The organism is Streptomyces sp. NPDC050287 (assembly GCF_044459385.1).
Taxonomy (GTDB): Bacteria; Actinomycetota; Actinomycetes; order Streptomycetales; family Streptomycetaceae; genus Streptomyces.
Window position 1 is genome coordinate 315,279 of sequence record NZ_JBITIY010000006.1, and the last position, 17,392, is coordinate 332,670.

14 protein-coding genes are annotated in these 17,392 nt (G+C 71.6%); 10 read left to right on the forward strand and 4 right to left on the reverse strand.

Annotated features, from left to right (window positions below):
• The first annotated feature begins 22 nt into the window (after positions 1–22).
• The 7 genes from ACIBK3_RS23420 (at position 23) to ACIBK3_RS23450 (ending at position 11,184) form a co-directional block, all read left to right on the forward strand.
• On the forward strand, positions 23–1,516 hold the full coding sequence (locus ACIBK3_RS23420) for a hypothetical protein (protein ID WP_399368327.1): 1,494 nt from the start codon (positions 23–25) through the stop codon (positions 1,514–1,516).
• Positions 1,517–1,530: 14 nt separating this feature from the next.
• On the forward strand, positions 1,531–2,595 hold the full coding sequence (locus ACIBK3_RS23425; RefSeq protein ID WP_399368329.1) for a glutamate ABC transporter substrate-binding protein: 1,065 nt from the start codon (positions 1,531–1,533) through the stop codon (positions 2,593–2,595).
• 87 nt (positions 2,596–2,682) lie between these two features.
• Positions 2,683–4,014 (forward strand): hypothetical protein, encoded by a 1,332-nt coding sequence (locus tag ACIBK3_RS23430; protein ID WP_399368331.1) that lies wholly within the window; start codon positions 2,683–2,685, stop codon positions 4,012–4,014.
• Entirely contained in the window at positions 4,011–6,833 is a 2,823-nt protein-coding gene (locus ACIBK3_RS23435) for a tetratricopeptide repeat protein (protein WP_399368333.1), read from the forward strand. The genes ACIBK3_RS23430 and ACIBK3_RS23435 overlap by 4 nt, the downstream gene beginning before the upstream one ends.
• Positions 6,834–8,207, forward strand: a complete 1,374-nt coding sequence (locus tag ACIBK3_RS23440) for a PP2C family serine/threonine-protein phosphatase (RefSeq protein ID WP_399368335.1) — start codon at positions 6,834–6,836, stop codon at positions 8,205–8,207.
• A gap of 98 nt (positions 8,208–8,305) precedes the next feature.
• Positions 8,306–9,652 (forward strand): VWA domain-containing protein, encoded by a 1,347-nt coding sequence (locus tag ACIBK3_RS23445; RefSeq protein WP_399368337.1) that lies wholly within the window; start codon positions 8,306–8,308, stop codon positions 9,650–9,652.
• Between the two features lie 83 nt (positions 9,653–9,735).
• Positions 9,736–11,184: an FHA domain-containing protein gene (locus ACIBK3_RS23450; protein WP_399368339.1), complete on the forward strand. Its 1,449-nt coding sequence runs from the start codon at positions 9,736–9,738 to the stop codon at positions 11,182–11,184.
• A 99-nt stretch (positions 11,185–11,283) separates the two neighbouring features.
• Here the strand turns inward: ACIBK3_RS23450 and ACIBK3_RS23455 are convergent, their stop codons facing one another.
• The gene (locus ACIBK3_RS23455) at positions 11,284–12,267 is read right to left on the reverse strand and encodes a methyltransferase domain-containing protein (protein WP_399368341.1); all 984 of its coding nucleotides are present in this window, start codon (positions 12,265–12,267) and stop codon (positions 11,284–11,286) included.
• Positions 12,268–12,375: 108 nt separating this feature from the next.
• Here ACIBK3_RS23455 and ACIBK3_RS23460 point away from each other — a divergent pair, with 108 nt between their 5' ends.
• Positions 12,376–12,789: a globin gene (locus tag ACIBK3_RS23460; protein WP_399368343.1), complete on the forward strand. Its 414-nt coding sequence runs from the start codon at positions 12,376–12,378 to the stop codon at positions 12,787–12,789.
• 142 nt (positions 12,790–12,931) lie between these two features.
• Here the strand turns inward: ACIBK3_RS23460 and ACIBK3_RS23465 are convergent, their stop codons facing one another.
• From ACIBK3_RS23465 to ettA, 3 genes are read right to left on the reverse strand one after another with little or no spacing between them, the layout of a single operon-like run.
• On the reverse strand, positions 12,932–13,609 hold the full coding sequence (locus ACIBK3_RS23465; RefSeq protein WP_399368345.1) for a hypothetical protein: 678 nt from the start codon (positions 13,607–13,609) through the stop codon (positions 12,932–12,934).
• On the reverse strand, positions 13,606–14,019 hold the full coding sequence (locus ACIBK3_RS23470; RefSeq protein WP_399368347.1) for an acyl-CoA thioesterase: 414 nt from the start codon (positions 14,017–14,019) through the stop codon (positions 13,606–13,608). The genes ACIBK3_RS23465 and ACIBK3_RS23470 overlap by 4 nt, the downstream gene beginning before the upstream one ends.
• 6 nt (positions 14,020–14,025) lie before the next feature.
• Entirely contained in the window at positions 14,026–15,690 is a 1,665-nt protein-coding gene (ettA, locus tag ACIBK3_RS23475) for an energy-dependent translational throttle protein EttA (RefSeq protein ID WP_399368349.1), read from the reverse strand.
• A 520-nt stretch (positions 15,691–16,210) separates the two neighbouring features.
• On the opposite strand from ettA, the gene ACIBK3_RS23480 reads away from it, so the two are divergent.
• Positions 16,211–16,435: a hypothetical protein gene (locus tag ACIBK3_RS23480; RefSeq protein ID WP_399368351.1), complete on the forward strand. Its 225-nt coding sequence runs from the start codon at positions 16,211–16,213 to the stop codon at positions 16,433–16,435.
• 15 nt (positions 16,436–16,450) lie between these two features.
• Positions 16,451–17,290, forward strand: a complete 840-nt coding sequence (locus tag ACIBK3_RS23485) for a DUF2637 domain-containing protein (RefSeq protein ID WP_399368352.1) — start codon at positions 16,451–16,453, stop codon at positions 17,288–17,290.
• The last annotated feature ends 102 nt before the right edge of the window (positions 17,291–17,392 follow it).

Here is a 17,392-nt window from a genome sequence, read left to right on the forward strand (position 1 = left end):
ATGACCATGGGGGAGGTCAGCAGTGACACACCCGCCGAAGAGCAGTGCGGCACCACCGCCGCCGGTACCGGGCGTGCCCACGGTGCCGGCGATGCCACCGCAGCCGGGCCCGCCGGAAGAGCGGAACCGGTCCGGCCCGTACGGCCGGCAGGGGCCGCCCGGCGGTTCCGGCCGTCCCGCTCCTCCCGTCCCGCCGCAGGCTCGGCGTACCGCCTTCGCCGAGGGTGTCGACCGGCTGCGCGCGGCGGCCACCACCGAACCCGGCCGGCTGCGCATCATCGGCGCCCTCCTCGCCCTCCTCGTCGTCGCCTTCGGTGCCGTCACCGCCTGGCAGATGGCGGACCGGTCGGCCGCCGCCGACGACGTGCTGAACAACAGCCAGCCGCTCAGCTCCGCCGCGGCCGACATCTACCGCTCGCTCGCCGACGCCAACACCACCGCCTCCAGCGGCTTCCTGGCCGGCGGACAGGAGACGGCCGGCACCCGCAAACGGTACGAGACGGACATCGACAACGCCGCCGAGGGGCTGGTCAAGGCCGCCACCAACTCCGACCCCGGCTCCCCGGCGGCGGCCACGGTGGCCCGGCTCAACCGGCTGCTGCCCGAGTACAAGGGCCTGGTCGAGCGGGCGCGGACGTACAACCGGCAGGGCTTCCCGGTCGGCGGCGCGTATCTGCGGTACGCCAACGAGAAGATGCAGAAGCAGATGCTCCCGCAGGCGGAGGTCCTCTACACCAGCGAGAACCAGCGGCTGCGCGACGACTACGCGGACGCCACGCCCTACCCATGGGCGGCGATCGGCCTCGGCGTCCTGGCGCTCGCCGGTCTCGGCTGGGCCCAGCACCGCAGCTACCGGCGCACCAACCGGGTGCTGAACCAGGGGCTGGTCGCCGCCACGGCCACCGCCACGGTGGTGTTGCTCTGGCTGGTCGTCGGGCACAGCGTCGCGCGCTCGGACCTCAAGGGCTCGTACGACCACGGCGTCCTGTCGCTGAACGTGCTGCACGACGCCCGGATCGCCTCCCTGAAGGCCCGCGGCAACGAGAACCTGACGCTGGTGTCCCGCGGCGCCGAGACCAAGCTGGTGGGCGACGAGACCGTGGACGTTTACGACTACGACTTCAGGGCCAACATGGACACCCTCGGCAAGGGGCTCGCCGAGGCGCAGAAGCTGGCCGACGACGCCACCGGGAAGCAGCCGGTCACCGCGGCCGTCGGCAACATGAAGGTGTGGAAGGACCGTCACGGCGCGGCCCGCGCGGAGGACGAGAACGGCAACTACGCGAACGCGCTGGCCAAGGTGATCGGCCCCAAGGGCGCGACCGGCGAGTGCTTCGACAGTGTCGACGCCCACCTCGCCGACGCCATCGACCATGAGACGGCCGAGTTCGAACAGGCGGCCGGTGACGGGCTGGGCGCGATGACCGGGTTGTCGGCGGGCGCGGCCGTCCTCGCGGTCCTGGGAGCCGCGGGTGCGGTGCTGGGCATCGGGCGCAGGCTGTCGGAGTACCGGTGAAAGGGGGCCTGACGATGCGCGGACGACGACTGCGGGACCGCCTGAAGGGCTGGGGCGGGGTGGGAGCGATGGCCGCCGTGTGCGCCCTCGCGCTGGCCTGGGCGCTGCTGCTGCCGCTCACCCAGTCGCGCGGCGACGGCACCGCCGACGCCGCCGGTGGCGGCGTCACCCTGGCCACCCAGGCCAGTGCGGACAAGAACTGTCCGACACCGGCGATGCAGAAGGCCCCGGAGAAGCAGACCCTGTCTCCGTCGAGCGCGGACGGCAAGACCATCCAGGCGATCAAGAACCGCCCGGCCGAGCGGCGCAAGCTGGTCGTCGGCGTCGACCAGAACAGCTACCGCTGGGGGTACCGCGACCCCAACAGCGGCGGCAAGGGCGACCTGGAGGGCTTCGACATCGACCTGGTCCACCGGATCGCCAAGGACATTCTCGGCGACGAGAACGCCGTCCAGTTCAAGGCCATCCCCACGGACCAGCGCATCACGGCCATCAAGAGCGGCCGCGTCGACATGGTGGTGCGCACGATGACGATCAACTGCAGCCGCCTCGGCGACGTCGCCTTCTCCGCCCCCTACTTCAAGACCGGTCAGCAGGTCCTCGCCCCCAAGTCCTCGACGATCACGGGCTACGACGGCTCGCTCGCGAAGAAGAAGATCTGCACGGCGAAGGGCTCCACCGCCAACACCAAGCTGGTCGACGACCGTAAGGCGAGGACACTCGTCTCCACCGCCGACCTCAGCACCACCGTCCCCAACCAACTCGACTGTCTCGTAAGGCTCCAGCTGGGCGAGGTCGACGCGGTGGTCACCGACGGCGCGCTGGCCGCGAGCCAGGCCGCGCAGGACCCGACGGTCGAGCTGAAGGGCGAGCCCTTCACCACCGAGTACTACGGCGTGGCGATGAAGAAGGACGCCGGCGATCTGGTACGCCGGGTCAACCAGGTTCTCGTGGACTACCGCGCGGACACGGCGAACGGCTGGCAGGCGTCGTACCAGAGGTGGCTTTCGGCGACACTGGGCAAGGATTCCTCGACGTCGGAGCCGCCCTCACCGCCGGAGTACGACCGCAAGAGCTGACGGATCACCAGGACCGACCGGCAACCGACCGGCACGGACCCTTCACACGAACCGACTGACGGCACACAACGCAGCGAGAGGTGATCGATGGGCGTCACGGACCCCGCCGGGCCGGTGATGGACCGGGACGAGGTGGACCGTGCGCTGGCGCGGCTCGGCGCGGAGCACGAGGCGATCGAGACCTCGCTCCTCGCCCTGCAGGACCACGCGGGCCGCAGGCTCCTCGAAGGCGCCGAGCTCACCGGCGTCACCAAGGAGCGCTGGCAGGCCGCGGAGGCCTCGATCACCCTGCTGTGGGCGTACTTCGACGCGTACACGGACGCGTTGCACTCCGCCCGCGAGATCCGCTCCCGGCGCCGCTGGTCCAGCCGCGAGGACCTGGTGGAGCTGACCGAGCTGCTGCGCGGCGAGTCCGTCACGGTCGCCGGCTCTGCCACCGCGACCGCCAACGCACCCACCCTGCACGGCGGTTCGAGCAAGCTGAGCGAACGGTTCTCCCTGGTCACCCTGGTGGACCGGATGAACGAGCTGTACGCGACCTCGCTCGACATGGTCGTCGCCGCCGACGCGGTGTGGTCGGCGCTGCCCGCCCGGATCGATCTACTGGCCGCCGAGCTCCAGCGCACCCGGCGCCTCGCGCACTCGGTCGGCGTGCGCCCCGGCGAACACCCGGCCGGTGACGACCTGGAGCGCATCACGCGGACGCTGACGCAACTGCGCGAGCAGGTGATCTCCGACCCGCTGGCGTACTGGGTGCCCGCGCCGGGCAGTTCGGCCCCGGGCGGCGGCAAGCCGGACACCACGGTGTACGACCGTGAGGCGCGCGCCCTGGAGGACGTACGCCGGGAGATCGACGCCGTGCTCACCGTCCGGCAGGACGCCGAGGCCCGGCTGGTGAAACTGCGGGACGTGCTCTCCCGCGCGGACCGCACCCTCGCCGAGGCGCGCAGCGCGCGCGGCGAGGTCCTCGCGAAGATCGCAGCCACGGAGGTGCCGGTGGTCAGCGGCCCGCCGACCGCCCTGCAGGAGCAGCTGGCGACGGCCGCCGACTACCGCAGACACGCCCAGTGGCACCGCCTGTCCCCGCTCCTGGACTCTCTGGAGCAGCGGGCGGAGGACGAACTGCTGCGCGCCCGCGAGTCGTTGACCGCGGTCACCGCGCCCCTGGCGGTCCGCGCGGAGTTGCGCGGCCGCCTCGACGCGTACAAGGCGAAGGTCGCCCGGCACGGCCTCGCGGAGGACCCGTTCCTCATCGAGCGGTACGACGCGGCCCGCCGCATGCTGTGGAGCGCGCCCTGCGACCTGCGCGTCGCCGAACAGGCCGTCCTGCGCTACCAGCGGGCGGTCGCCGAACTGCTCGGCGCCCCGCGGGTGTCCGGGCAGGGCGGGCCCGAGGACCGTAGGGGGGAGTCGTCATGAGCCAGGCGGAGAAGAACCAGGCGAGCGAGAGCCAGGCGAACGAGAGCCAGGCGGAGCAGAACCAAGCGGAGCAGAACCGAGCGGAGCAGAACCAGGCCGCGCAGAGCCGGCCGGCGCAGAACGAGGCAGTGCCGAGCCAGGGGCAGCGGAGTCAGGTGCAGGAGAGCCGGCCGGAGCCGAGTCGGGCCGAGCAGAGCCAGGCCCAGCGGCCCTGTCAGCGGCCCGGCTGCGAGGGGACGTACGAGGACGTGGGCGGCGGCGAGCTGTACTGCGACACCTGCGGTCTCGCCCCGGTCGTCTCGTCGACCGGCACGGTCGGCTCCCCGCCCACCGGAATCACCGCCGGCGGCCGCGGCTCGCGGGGTTCGTCCGGCAGCAGCTCCCGCTCCAGCAGCCGCAGTACGCGTACGTCCTCGCACTCGTCCAAGTCACGGCGCTCGGTGTCAGGGCGGCTGTCGCGGTCCCTGTCGGGCAAGGTCTCGGGCCCCTCGGTGTCGGTGCGCAGCTCCGGCTCCGGTGCCGCCTCGTCCAGCCGGGGCCGGCTCGGCGTGGGGCTGGTCGAGGTGCCGGGGGTGCCCCGGCCCGACCCGGGCGCGATGGTCCTCGACAACCCCGAGGTGCCCGAGCGCAAGCGGTTCTGCTCACGCTCCGACTGCGGGGCGCCGGTGGGCCGCGCGCGGGGTGAGAGGCCCGGGCGCACCGAGGGCTTCTGCACCAAGTGCGGCCACCCGTACTCCTTCGTCCCGAAGCTGAAGCCCTTCGACGTGGTGCACGGCCAGTACGAGGTCGTGGGCTGTCTGGCGCACGGCGGACTCGGCTGGGTCTACCTCGCCGTGGACCGCGCGGTCTCCAGCCGCTGGGTGGTTCTCAAGGGCCTCCTCGACACCGGCGACCAGGACGCGATGGCGGCGGCGATCTCCGAGCGGCGCTTCCTCGCCGAGATCGAGCACTCCAACATCGTGCGGATCTACAACTTCGTCGAACACCTCGACCAGCGCACGGGTTCGCTGGACGGGTACATCGTCATGGAGTACGTCGGCGGAAAGTCCCTCAAGGAGATCGCCAACTCCCGCCGCACCCCCGAGGGCAAGCGCGACCCGCTGCCGGTGGAACAGGCGTGCGCGTACGGCATCGAGGCGCTGGAGGCGCTCGGCCATCTGCACAGCCGCAACCTGCTGTACTGCGACTTCAAGGTCGACAACGCCATCCAGAGCGAGGACCAGCTCAAGCTGATCGACATGGGCGCGGTGCGCAGGATGGACGACGACGAGTCGGCCATCTACGGCACGGTCGGCTACCAGGCCCCGGAGGTCGCCGAGGTCGGCCCCTCGGTGGCGTCCGACCTGTACACGGTCGCGCGTACCCTCGCCGTCCTCACCTTCGACTTCCAGGGATACACGAACGTCTTCGTGGACTCCCTGCCCGACCCCGACAACATCGAGGTCTTCCGCCAGTACGAGTCCTTCTACCGCCTCCTGGTCCGCGCCACCGACCCCGACCCGGCCCGCCGCTTCGCCTCCGCCCAGGAGATGGCGGAACAGCTGACGGGCGTGCTCCGGGAGGTCGTGTCGCTGCAGACCGGCCGGGCCCGGCCCGCGCTCTCCACCCTTTTCGGCCCCGAAGTCCGCGTCGTGGACACGGAGTTGTTCCCGAAGCTGGACGGTGAGGTGTCCCGGCTCGGGGCGCGGACCGCACCGGTGGGGCGCCGAGGCCGCAAGGGCGCCGCCGGCTCGCCGGTCGGCCCCCTGGCGCCGCCTCCACCGCTGCGTACGCCTGCCCGTCCCGCCGCTCCCCTTTCCGCGGGCTCCCAGGGCTCCCAGGGCTTCGGGGGTGCCGCCGGGCCGGGCGGTGCGGCCGCGGGCGTTCCCGGCCTGGTCAAGCCCGTCAACTCCCCCGCCGCGGCCCTCGCGTTGCCCGTACCGCACGTGGACGCCGCCGATCCGAACGCCGGTTTCCTGGCGGGCCTGATGACCACCGCCGCGGCCGAACTGCTCGGCGCGCTCGCCGCCGCACCGGCCCCGTCCACCGAGACCCGGCTCCGGCAGATCCGCGCCTGGCTGGAGAGCGGCGACACCCACACCGCGCACGAGGTCCTGCTCCGGCTGGAGGAGGAACGGCCCGACGACTGGCGGGTCGTCTGGTACCGGGGCGTGGCCGCCCTGGTGACCGGCGACGAGGAGGCGGCCGCGCTCGCCTTCGACGCGATCTACGACGCCTTCCCCGGCGAGATGGCCCCCAAGCTGGCCCTGGGCCTGTGCGCGGAGATGCTCGGCCAGCTGGACAACGCCGCCGAGTACTACCGCCTGGTCTGGTCGACCGACCCGAGCTATGTGAGCGCCGCCTTCGGCCTGGCCCGCGTCCAGCTCGCGGCCGGGGACCGCCGTGGCGCCGTACGCACGCTGGAGTCGGTTCCGGAGTCGTCCATCCACTACACGGCCGCCCGGGTGGCCGCCGTACGGGCAAGGCTTCGACAGCGCGTCGCGGTCGCTTCCGACGTACCCTTCCTGGACGATCTGACCGCGGCCGCCGGTCAGGTCGAGGCCCTGGAGGCGTACGGTCTGGATCCGGCCAGGCGTGAGCAGTTGTCGGCGGAAGTCCTCGGCTGTGCGCTGGACTGGATACTCTCCGGTGGCCAGGGTTCCGTCCCGTCCCCCGCCGCCGGGGGACGGGTACTGCTCGGCAGTGGCCTGGACGAGCGGGGCCTGCGCTTCGGCCTGGAACGTTCGTACCGCACGCTGGCCCGGCTGGCGTCGGGCGGCGAGGAGAGGATCGACCTGGTGGAACGTGCCAACCGTTACCGCCCCCGGACATGGGTGTAGTTGATGTCGCAGATGCCCCAGCAGACCGCCCTGTCCAGGTGTCCGAGCTGCGAGGAACCGCTCGAGTCGGGTGACCGTTTCTGCGGTGCGTGCGGATACGACCTGTCCGCCGTGCCCGCACGGCCGGACGACAACCCGACCATCGCGATGAACGGCAGCGCGCCGCCCCCGCCGGACGGCGCCGGCGGTGTGCCCTGGCCGGTGGTCCCCGAACCGGGCGCCGCCGCCCGACCGGCGCACCCGCCGGCGGACCGGTCCGGCACCGACCCGGGCGGCAACGCGCTGCCGCCGATGCCGGCGCAGCCGCCGCACCCGGGCGCACCACAGCCGCCGCTCACCGGTTCCCCGGTCCCCCCGGCCACCGGCGTCCGCTTCGACCGCGCGCCGGAGCCCGACGAGTACCCGCTCCAGGCGCCGGACCCGCGCATGACCCCCGGCACTCCTACCCCGGCCGAGGGCACCCAGGTGTGCGTGGCCTGCCGGGCGGGCCGGGTGGACAGCGACGGCTACTGCGAGAACTGCGGGCACGCCCAGCCGCGCGAGCGCGATCACATGGAGCAGGACGCCGGCCCGGTCGCCGCCGTCAGCGACCGCGGGCTGCGCCATCACCGCAACGAGGACGCCTTCGGCCTCGGCTGCGCCGCGCTGCCCGACGGCTCGTCCGCGGTGCTGGCGATCGTCTGCGACGGCGTGTCCTCCGCGACCCGCCCCGACGACGCCTCCCTGGCCGCGTCCCGGGCCGCGAGCGAGACCCTGCTGGCCGCCCTGCCGCTGGGCACCCACCCGCAGCAGGCCATGCACGACGCGATCGTCGCCGCCTCCCGCGCGGTCAACTCGCTGGCCGACGAACCCGCCACCGCCCGCGAGCACGCCCCGCACCAGAACGCGCCCGCCTGCACCCTCGTCGGCGCGGTCGTCACCTCCGGCCTGCTGGTCGTCGGCTGGGTCGGCGACAGCCGCGCCTACTGGGTCCCGGTGGACCGCGGCGCTCCCCCGGCCCGGCTCACCGAGGACGACTCCTGGGCGGCGCAGATGGTCGCCGCGGGCCTGATGAACGAGGCGGAGGCGTACGCCGACGAGCGCGCCCACGCGATCACCGGCTGGCTCGGCGCGGACGCCTACGAACTGGAGCCGCACACCGCGTCCTTCAAGCCGGACCGGCCCGGTGTGGTGGTGGTGTGCACGGACGGGCTGTGGAACTACGCGGAGGCGGCCGAGGAGATGGCCGAGATCCTGCCGCTGGACGCCGCCGTGCGCCCCCTGCACAGCGCCCGTGTCCTGGTGGGTCACGCCCTCGACGGCGGGGGCCACGACAACGTAACAGTGGCCGTCCTGCCGTTCCCGGCCCCGCCTCAGGGGGCAGGATCGGCCTGAGGGTCGCACACGGGGAAGTCTCGACGGACCGGAGGGGACCGGTCCGTCCACAGTCATCGCCCGCTTCGGTGGGCAGCATGAGGGGGATTTGAGCAGGTATGGCCAATTTCTCGAAGTCGAACGTGCCGCAGTTCTCGATGGACGTGTACCAGAACGAGTACCTGCCCGAGGGTGGCCGCGAGGTCAACGCCATCGTCACGGTGACCGCCACCGGCGGCGGCACCGTCGGCAGCTCGGTCGCGGCGCCCCACCTCTACGCACCGGGACAGGGCCCGTCCGCCGCCGTGGCGATCATGGTCGACTGCTCGGGCTCGATGGACTACCCGCCGACCAAGATGCGCAACGCCCGGGAAGCCACCGCCGCCGCGATCGACACCCTGCGCGACGGAGTGCACTTCGCGGTGATCGACGGCACCCACGTGGCCAAGGAGGTGTACCCCGGAAGCGGCCGCCTCGCGGTAGCCGACGCCTCCACCCGCGACCAGGCCAAGCAGGCCCTGCGCAAGCTCAGCGCGGGCGGCGGCACCGCCATCGGCACCTGGCTGCGCCTCGCCGACCGGCTGCTGTCCTCCGCGGACGTCGCCATCCGGCACGGCATCGTGCTCACCGACGGCCGCAACGAACACGAGTCGCCTCAGGACCTGAAGGCCTCCCTGGACGCCTGCGCCGGCCGCTTCACCTGTGACGCGCGCGGAGTGGGCACCGACTGGGAAGTGAAAGAAGTCACAGGCATCGCCTCCGCGCTGCTCGGCACCGCCGACATCGTCAGCGACCCGGCCGCCCTCGCCGCCGACTTCACGCACATGATGGAGACGGCCATGGGCAAGGAGGTCGCGGACGTCACCCTCAGGCTCTGGACCCCGGTCGGCACCACCGTGAAGTTCGTCAAGCAGGTCGCTCCGACCGTCGAGGAACTCACCGACCGTCGTACGGAAGCCGGGCCGCGCGCCGGCGACTACCCCACCGGGTCCTGGGGAGACGAGTCCCGTGACTACCACGTCTGCGTCGAGGTTCCGGCCGCCCACATCGGCCAGGAGATGCTCGCCGCCCGGGTCTCCCTGGTGGTCCCACAGCCCGACGGGGGGGTCCAGAACCTCGGCGCGCAGGGTCTGATCAAGGCGGTGTGGACCGACGACATGGTCGCCTCGACGTCGATCAACCCCCAAGTCGCCCACTACACCGGCCAGGCCGAACTGGCACAGGCTATCCAACAAGGGCTGGATCTACGTAAAGCGGGCGATATGGATGGAGCAACGGCCAAACTGGGCCGGGCCGTTCAGCTCGCCAGCGCCTCCGGAAACGCGGATACTGCGAAACTGCTTGCGAAGGTGGTGGACGTGGTCGATGCCGCGACAGGTACTGTGCGACTGAAGGCGAAGGTCGAGGACGCCGACGAGATGACTCTCGAAACCCGGTCGACCAAGACTGTTCGTGTAAAGAAGTGAACTGAACGAGTTGCGAGCCCGGCCCCTCGGGGTTGGAGACACCCGGTCACAACGGCCGGAAAAGGAGAGGGGGAAGCGCCGACATGCCGACCTGCCCGAACGGACACCAGTCGGGTTCCGACGACTGGTGCGAGGTCTGCGGTCACCGCATGGCCGGTGCCGTGCCCCCGCCCCCTCCGCCCCCGCCGCCCGGTGGCGGTTACGGCTTCCCGCCGCCCCAGGGCACCCAGCCCGGTCATCCCGGCCAGCCCGGGGGTCGCCCGCCGCACCTGTCCGCGGTCCCGGACCCCGAGCCGGAGCTCTGCCCGCAGTGCCGCACGCCCCGTGAGGGCGGTGCGCCGTTCTGCGAGGAGTGCCGGTGGAACTTCCTGACGAACACGGCGACCTCGTACACCCCGGCCGCCCCGCCGGCGCCCGGCCCCAACCCGGCCGCCCGCTTCCAGCAGCAGCCGGGTCCGTCGTACGGCGGCGGTGACGGGTACGACTACCAGAGCTCCCGTCCCTCCCAGGTGAACCGCCCCGCGGAACCGATCCCGCCGAACCCGCCGTTCGGCGGCCAGCAGGGACCGGGTCCGGGCGGACCGGGCGGCCAGGGAGGTCCTGGCGGTCCCGGTGGGCAGGGTGGTCAGGGTGGTTACGGCGGTCCGTCCGGTCCCGGTGGCCAGGGTGGTTACGGCGATCCCTCCGGTCCCGGCGGTTCCGGTGGCCAGGGTGGTTACGGCGATCCCTCCGGTCAGGGCGGTCCCGGTGGGCAGGGTGGTTACGGCGGTCCTCCCGGTCCTGGTCCTGGTGGCCCCGGCGGCCGGCAGGGCTTCGGCGGCCCCGGTGGTCCGGGTGCGCCCGGGCCCTTCGGCGCCGATCCGTCGCGGCCGGTTCCACCGCCGCCCGGGCCGACCCCGCACGGCGGCCCTGGCGGGCCCGGTGGCGGTCCTCAGAGGCCCCAGGCGCCCCAGGCGTTCCATCAGCAGCAGGGCGGTCAGTCCTTCGGCGGCGGCAACGACGACTGGATGATCTCACCGCCGTCCGGCGGCCCCGGAGGCCCCGGCCAGAGTCCCGGCGGCGGCTACGGCTACCCGCAGCCCGGCACGACGCAGGCGCCTCCCGGCCCCGGCTACCCGCAGCAGCCGATGACGTGGACGGCGACCATCGGCCCGGACCGCGACTACTTCATGGCGATGATGCAGCGCTCCGGCCCCGAGGCCGCCGGCCTCAACCTGCCCGCGTACTCGCCCGAGCAGCAGCGCGCGCTCTCCGGCAACCAGGTCACCATCGGCCGCCGTCGCCACTCCACCGGAGACACCCCCGACATCGACCTGTCGGTGCCGCCGGAGGACCCGGGCGTCTCGCACCAGCACGCGGTGCTGGTGCAGCAGCCGGACGGTTCCTGGGCGGTCGTCGACCAGAACTCGACGAACGGTACGACGGTCAACGGCGGCGAGGAGCCGATCCAGCCGTTCGTGCCGGTGCCACTGCAGGACGGGGACCGGGTGCACGTGGGCGCGTGGACGACGATCACGATCCGACGGGGCTGAGGCTGCCGTCAACGATCCGGCGGGGCCAAGGCTTTCGTCACGCCCCGGCGGGGCCAAGGCTGCCGTCACGCCCCGGCGGGGCCAAGGCCGTCGTTCGGATCAGGCCGGGAGGGGCCAGGTGTACGGCCCGTCCGGGTCGTCCAGCCAGGCCCACTCGCGCTCGCCGCGGACCGTGATGCCGTACCGCTCGCGCTGCGGCTGCCCCTCGCGCTCCCACAGCAGGTACGCCGCCTGCGGATCGAGGCTGCCGCGAGTCAGGGCGAGCAGGAACCGGAACAGTTCGTCGTCCCGGGCCCGGCGCGGCAGCCCGCCCAGCGGGGCCGGCTCCGGCTCGGGTCCGCCGCCGCGCAGCGGTACGAAGTAGGCGGGCGTGTGCAGGAACCGTCCCTCGGCGTGCCCGGCGTCGCGCACGGTGAGAGCCACAAGACCGGTGCCGAGCGGGGTCAGGATCCGGGCGCCGGGGCGGCACTGGGCGAGCCAGGCGCGCGGGATCGACGGCAGGGCGCAGGTCGCTATGACCCGGTCGAAGGGGGCGCGTTCGGGCACCCCGCGCGCTCCGTCGGCGGTGACGACGACCGGGTGGTATCCGGCGGCGGCCAGATGCTGCCGGGCCGCCTCGGTGATCTCCGGTTCCAGGTCGACGGTGGTGACGAGGTCGTCGTCGCCGAGACGGTGCGCGAGCAGGGCCGCGTTGTAGCCGGTGCCCGCGCCGATCTCCAGCACTCGGTCGCCGTCCGTCACCCGCAGTTCGGCCAGCATCATCGCCATCAGCGAGGGCTGGCTGCTGGAGGAGACCAGTTCGCCGTCGCGCAGCCGGGTGGCCAGCGGGGTGTCGGCGTACGCCCCGCGCAGCCAGCGCTCGCGGGTGCGTGCGTCAGGGCTCTCACCCCATCGGCGTTCGTAGCCGCCGACGACGCCGACGTAGTAGTACGGCACGAACAGATGCCGCGGCACCGCCTCGAACGCCTCCCGCCACACCGGGTCGGCGGCCCAGGCCCCGCTCGCGTCGATCTCCCGCACCAGCGCCGCCCGCGCCGAGGCGGCGAGGTCGTCCAGGTCCTTGTCGAGAACGTGCGCACCCATACGTCCACTGTGCTGCGCGAGCCGCCGAGAAGCGAACGGTCCCGTCCACGCTCCCCGGTGCGCGCGTAAGTCCTAGGGCTTGAGTCCTGGGTCCCGCGGTCTGAGAGCATGGAGGGCGTGAAAGAGATCCGGCGCGGCACGCTTGAGACGCAGACCTTCTACGAGCAGGTCGGCGGGGAGGAGACCTTCCGCCGCCTCGTCCACCGTTTCTACCAGGGAGTCGCCGAGGACCCGAGCCTGCGGCCGATGTATCCCGAGGAGGACCTGGGCCCGGCCGAGGAGCGCCTCACGCTCTTCCTGATCCAGTACTGGGGCGGCCCGACGACGTACAGCGACAACCGCGGCCACCCGCGGCTGCGCATGCGCCACGCCCCCTTCGCCGTGAACCGCGAGGCGCACGACGCCTGGCTGAAGCACATGCGGGACGCCGTCGACTCCCTCGGCCTGTCCGAGGAGCACGAGGAGACGCTGTGGAAGTACCTGACGTATGCCGCGGCGTCGATGGTGAACACACCTGACTAGTCCTGCCGGTCGAGTCCCGGATTCCGGTGCCCGCCGCTGGAATCCGATCACCGTCCGGTCAGGCCCGGTCCGCGACCGCTTCCCCGTGGTCCGTCCCCGCCGGCCACCTCGCCCGGGGACGGTGACCGCGTAACGCACGTGATCACCGCACGGTGACGCCCAGTGCCCCAAGCCCCGCCCTGCGTACGGCGATCGAGCCGTAGGGCGTACGCAATCTCAGCCACGCGCCCGACGAGAACAGCGCCAGATCCCCCGCCCCCACCGCCGCCCGCAGGAACCCCAGCGACCGTGCGGCGTGCACGGCCCGGACCGGCAGCCCGGTCTCCCCGACCGTGCGGGACCAGATCTCCCGCCCGATCCGGTCGAACTCGCTCCGGGTCCGCCGCTCGGCCGCCAACTCCTCGGTACGGGACCGGAATTCGCCGATGCCCGCCGCGACCATCGCCCGCAGAGCGTCCGGCTCCGGCAGCCCGGACTCCGGCCGCCAGCCGCCCCGCGGCGGCAGCACCCCGGCCCACGGCGGACCGGTGACCGCGGCCGGGACCACCGCCGTGGCCGCCGGCTCGTCGACGGACTCCAGCAGTTCCCCCGCGGACACGGTCACGTCCAGCGTGACGTCGAGCCCGTTCTCGTACGGCTTGGCGAGTCGTACCGCCCGGATCGCCAGCACCTCGAAGGACGCCGGCCGCCCGAAGACGGCCAGCGCGGTGCCGGCCGCCTGCAGACGCACCGCGGCCGAACGGTCGTAGTGGAGCAGCCGGGAGAGGAAGGCCGCGAGATCCGCCGCCTCTCCCTCGTCGGCGAGGTGGAGCACCGTCATGCGGCGACGGCCTCCTCCTCGTCGTCGTCCCGGTACTCCTCCAGGAACTCGCGTTCCGCCGGGGTGATCCGGCGCGGCCGCTGTGCCTCGAAGTCGAACGGCACGATCACCGTGGAGGCCTGGACGTAGACCTGGTCCGGGTCCTTGACCTCGTAGGCGATGGTGAAGGAGGCCGCCCTGATCTGTGTGATCCACAGTTCGATGTCCACGGGCGCGTGCCGGTGGACGAGCTGCCGCTTGTAGTCGATCTCATGGCGCGCCACCACGGACCCCTGCTGGAAGTCCTTGTCCGGGCGGAACAGGAAGTCGATACGGGCTTCCTCCAGGTAGCGGAGGAAGACCACGTTGTTGACGTGGCCGTACGCGTCCATGTCCGCCCAGCGCAGCGGGCAGCGGTAGATGTGCCGCAAGATCGATCAGCCCCGGGTCAGCTTCTTGTAGGTGGCGCGGTGCGGACGCGCGGCGTCGGGACCGAGCCGCTCGACCTTGTTCTTCTCGTACGACTCGAAGTTGCCCTCGAACCAGAACCACTTGGACTCGCCCTCGTAGGCGAGGATGTGCGTGGCGACCCGGTCCAGGAACCACCGGTCGTGGGAGACGACCACGGCGCAGCCGGGGAACTCGAGCAGCGCGTTCTCCAGGCTCGACAGGGTCTCGACGTCCAGGTCGTTCGTCGGCTCGTCGAGGAGCAGCAGGTTGCCGCCCTGCTTGAGGGTGAGCGCCAGGTTGAGGCGGTTGCGCTCACCGCCGGAGAGCACGCCGGCCGGCTTCTGCTGGTCGGGGCCCTTGAACCCGAAGGCGGAGACGTAGGCACGCGAGGGCATCTCCACCTGCCCCACGTTGATGTAGTCGAGCTCGTCGGAGACGACGGCCCACAGCGTCTTCTTCGGGTCGATGTTCTCGCGGCTCTGGTCGACGTAGGAGATCTTGACGGTCTCGCCGACCTTGATGCTGCCGGAGTCGGGCTCCTCGAAGCCCTGGATCATCTTGAAGAGCGTGGTCTTGCCGGCGCCATTGGGCCCGATGACCCCGACGATCCCGTTACGCGGCAGCGTGAAGGAGAGGTCGTCGATGAGGACCTTGTCCCCGAAGGCCTTGCTGAGCTTGTTGACCTCGACGACGACGCTGCCGAGCCGCGGCCCCGGCGGGATCTGGATCTCCTCGAAGTCCAGCTTCCGCATCTTGTCGGCCTCGGCGGCCATCTCCTCGTAGCGGGCCAGCCGCGCCTTGGACTTTGCCTGCCGCCCCTTGGCGTTGGAGCGCACCCACTCGAGCTCCTCCTTGAGGCGCTTGGCGCGCTTGGCGTCCTTCTGCCCCTCGACCTTGAGACGGGTCTGCTTGGTCTCCAGGTACTTGGAGTAGTTGCCCTCGTAGCCGTGCAGACGGCCGCGGTCGACCTCGCAGATCCATCCGGCGACGTTGTCGAGGAAGTACCGGTCGTGGGTGACGGCGACGACGGTGCCCGGGTACTTGGCGAGGTGCTGCTCCAGCCAGTTCACGGACTCGGCGTCGAGGTGGTTGGTGGGCTCGTCGAGGAGCAGCAGGTCGGGCTGCTCGAGGAGGAGCTTGCACAGCGCGACGCGGCGGCGCTCACCGCCGGAGAGGGTGGTGACGGGCCAGTCGCCGGGCGGGCAGCCCAGCGCGTCCATGGCCTGCTCCAGCTGGGCGTCCAGGTCCCACGCCTCGGCGTGGTCGAGCTCCTCCTGGAGCTTGCCCATCTCCTCCAGGAGCGCGTCCGAGTAGTCGGTGGCCATCAGCTCGGCGATCTCGTTGAACCGGTCGAGCTTGCCCTTGATCTCGGCGACACCCTCCTGGACGTTCTCCAGGACGGTCTTGTCCTCGCTCAGCGGCGGCTCCTGCAGCAGGATGCCGACGGTGTAGCCGGGAGAGAGGAAGGCGTCACCGTTGGACGGCTGCTCCAGCCCGGCCATGATCTTGAGGACGGTGGACTTACCGGCGCCGTTCGGGCCGACGACGCCGATCTTGGCACCCGGGAGGAAGCTCAGGGTGACGTCGTCGAGAATCACCTTGTCGCCGTGCGCCTTGCGCGCCTTGCGCATGGTGTAAATGAACTCAGCCAAGAGAAACCGTCCGGCAGCTTGAAATCTGGAGTGGGCAGATACACCCCATCTTGCCGCACCGCCACCCCTGGGGGGAAACCCGTATGGCCGAGGGGCTGTGACCTGAGGCTTCGCCGGTTCGGATCGGTAGTTGCGTTGTCACGTTCAGTCGTCATCGCCCCGCCTGGGAGGGCCGGCCGGCGGAACCGCATCCACGCCGCCCACCACCGGGACGCTCGCGCCGCCTCCCCCGCCCCCCGCCACGTCGCCGGATCCTCTCCCGACGACGGAGCAGCACGAGGAGCCGTCAGCGGCACACCGTCCTGTCCGAGAACAATTCAAAAGACAAACCACTTGGCTTTCCACCTGTTGAGCGGAGCGCGGAGAATTCTTAATGACAAACGCCTCCGTCAACGTATCGGCCGCATTACGCTCACTCATTTGCCGCGCATCCGGAGGAGGGGAGCAGCGTTAGCGGGATATGACGAACGTAAGGTTCCTTGACTCTCTCGGCTCCGGAGCGTCGGCGGAGGATCTGCCCGTGTCCCGTTCCGTGGCAGTGGGGCGGTACACCTACACCCCTGCCGCGGCGTACTCATCGCCCGATGCCCGCGGCACCCTGCACGGAGAGGGTGCGCCGGTCGAACTGTGGGCCACCGAGTCGCTGCTCGGTGAGTTCCTGACGCTGCTGGACGCGGCCCAGGCGGAACTCAGCCGGCGGTGGAACGACCAGGGACGCTCCGGCTATCACTCCGCCCGCAGGTGACGGAGGCCGATTTCCGTGAATGACGAATACCCGGATCTCTCCTTCACCCGACGTGAACGGTATCCCGGTGCGTATTCCGCCGGGTCGGCCACCGGTCGGCACAGGGGCTCCGTCGACGCCCTGCACCCTGGCCCCCTGGACCAGGGCTGGGACCCGGTGGAGGAACTCACCTACCTCCTGCAGGATGCCGTGGCGGCGGAGCCGGAGGCTCACGTGCCGCCGCCTCGCGGTGAGCCGACCTCCGGCGCCGGCGCCGCCGTCGCCGGCGACCCGATGGACAACCTGGTCGAGATCACGGCCGAGTTGCCGCCCATCCGACGTCCTGCCGCCGGACACCGGAAGGTGCGAGTCCGCAAACTCCGTTTCACGTGGTTGCAGACTGTCAGTTTCGTGCTCGTCGCGTTCGCCGCGGTCATCGTGGCGATGGTGAGCGTCTTCGGCGGCATGGCGGCCTACGAGCCTTTGCGGCGTATCGCGCCCGGCGCGCAGAACGGCACGGCCGGCTGGTGGCCTCTGCTGGTCTACGGCCCCTGGATGGTGTCCTCGCTCTCCATCCTGCGCACTGCCCTGCACCAACGTCGGGCGGTGCACTCGTGGTTCGTCGTCCTGCTGTTCTCCTCCGTCGCGACCATGCTCTGTGTGGCGCAGGCCGACAGGACCTTCACCGGCATCGCCGCAGCGGCCTTACCGGCCGTCGCGTCCCTGGCCTGCTTCCAGCAACTGGTCCGGCAGATCACTCTGACCCGACCACCGCGCCAGAGCACGTCCCGCCACCGGCAGCGCGCTGTCCCCATGTCTCCGGAGCCCCGTGAAGCCAAGAGCGATTCGGCCCCATCGAAAACGCCTCTTGCTTGATCTGCCCCGGCCGCCTTCCCGGCCCCTTTGTCTGCACGAGTCCGCTGTCTGCTTGTCCGCACGAGTCCGCTGTCTGCTTGTCTGCGCGAGTCCGCTGTCTGC

What these genes read in the sequence shown, in the direction of transcription:
- ACIBK3_RS23445 (WP_399368337.1), top strand. Translation starts at nt 8,306, where the DNA reads ATGGCCAATTTCTCGAAGTCGAACGTGCCGCAGTTCTCGATGGACGTG.
- ACIBK3_RS23460 (WP_399368343.1), top strand. Translation starts at nt 12,376, where the DNA reads ATGGAGGGCGTGAAAGAGATCCGGCGCGGCACGCTTGAGACGCAGACC.
- ACIBK3_RS23435 (WP_399368333.1), top strand. Translation starts at nt 4,011, where the DNA reads ATGAGCCAGGCGGAGAAGAACCAGGCGAGCGAGAGCCAGGCGAACGAG.
- ACIBK3_RS23450 (WP_399368339.1), top strand. Translation starts at nt 9,736, where the DNA reads ATGCCGACCTGCCCGAACGGACACCAGTCGGGTTCCGACGACTGGTGC.
- ACIBK3_RS23425 (WP_399368329.1), top strand. Translation starts at nt 1,531, where the DNA reads ATGCGCGGACGACGACTGCGGGACCGCCTGAAGGGCTGGGGCGGGGTG.
- ACIBK3_RS23430 (WP_399368331.1), top strand. Translation starts at nt 2,683, where the DNA reads ATGGGCGTCACGGACCCCGCCGGGCCGGTGATGGACCGGGACGAGGTG.
- ACIBK3_RS23455 (WP_399368341.1), bottom strand. Translation starts at nt 12,267, where the DNA reads ATGGGTGCGCACGTTCTCGACAAGGACCTGGACGACCTCGCCGCCTCG.
- ACIBK3_RS23465 (WP_399368345.1), bottom strand. Translation starts at nt 13,609, where the DNA reads ATGACGGTGCTCCACCTCGCCGACGAGGGAGAGGCGGCGGATCTCGCG.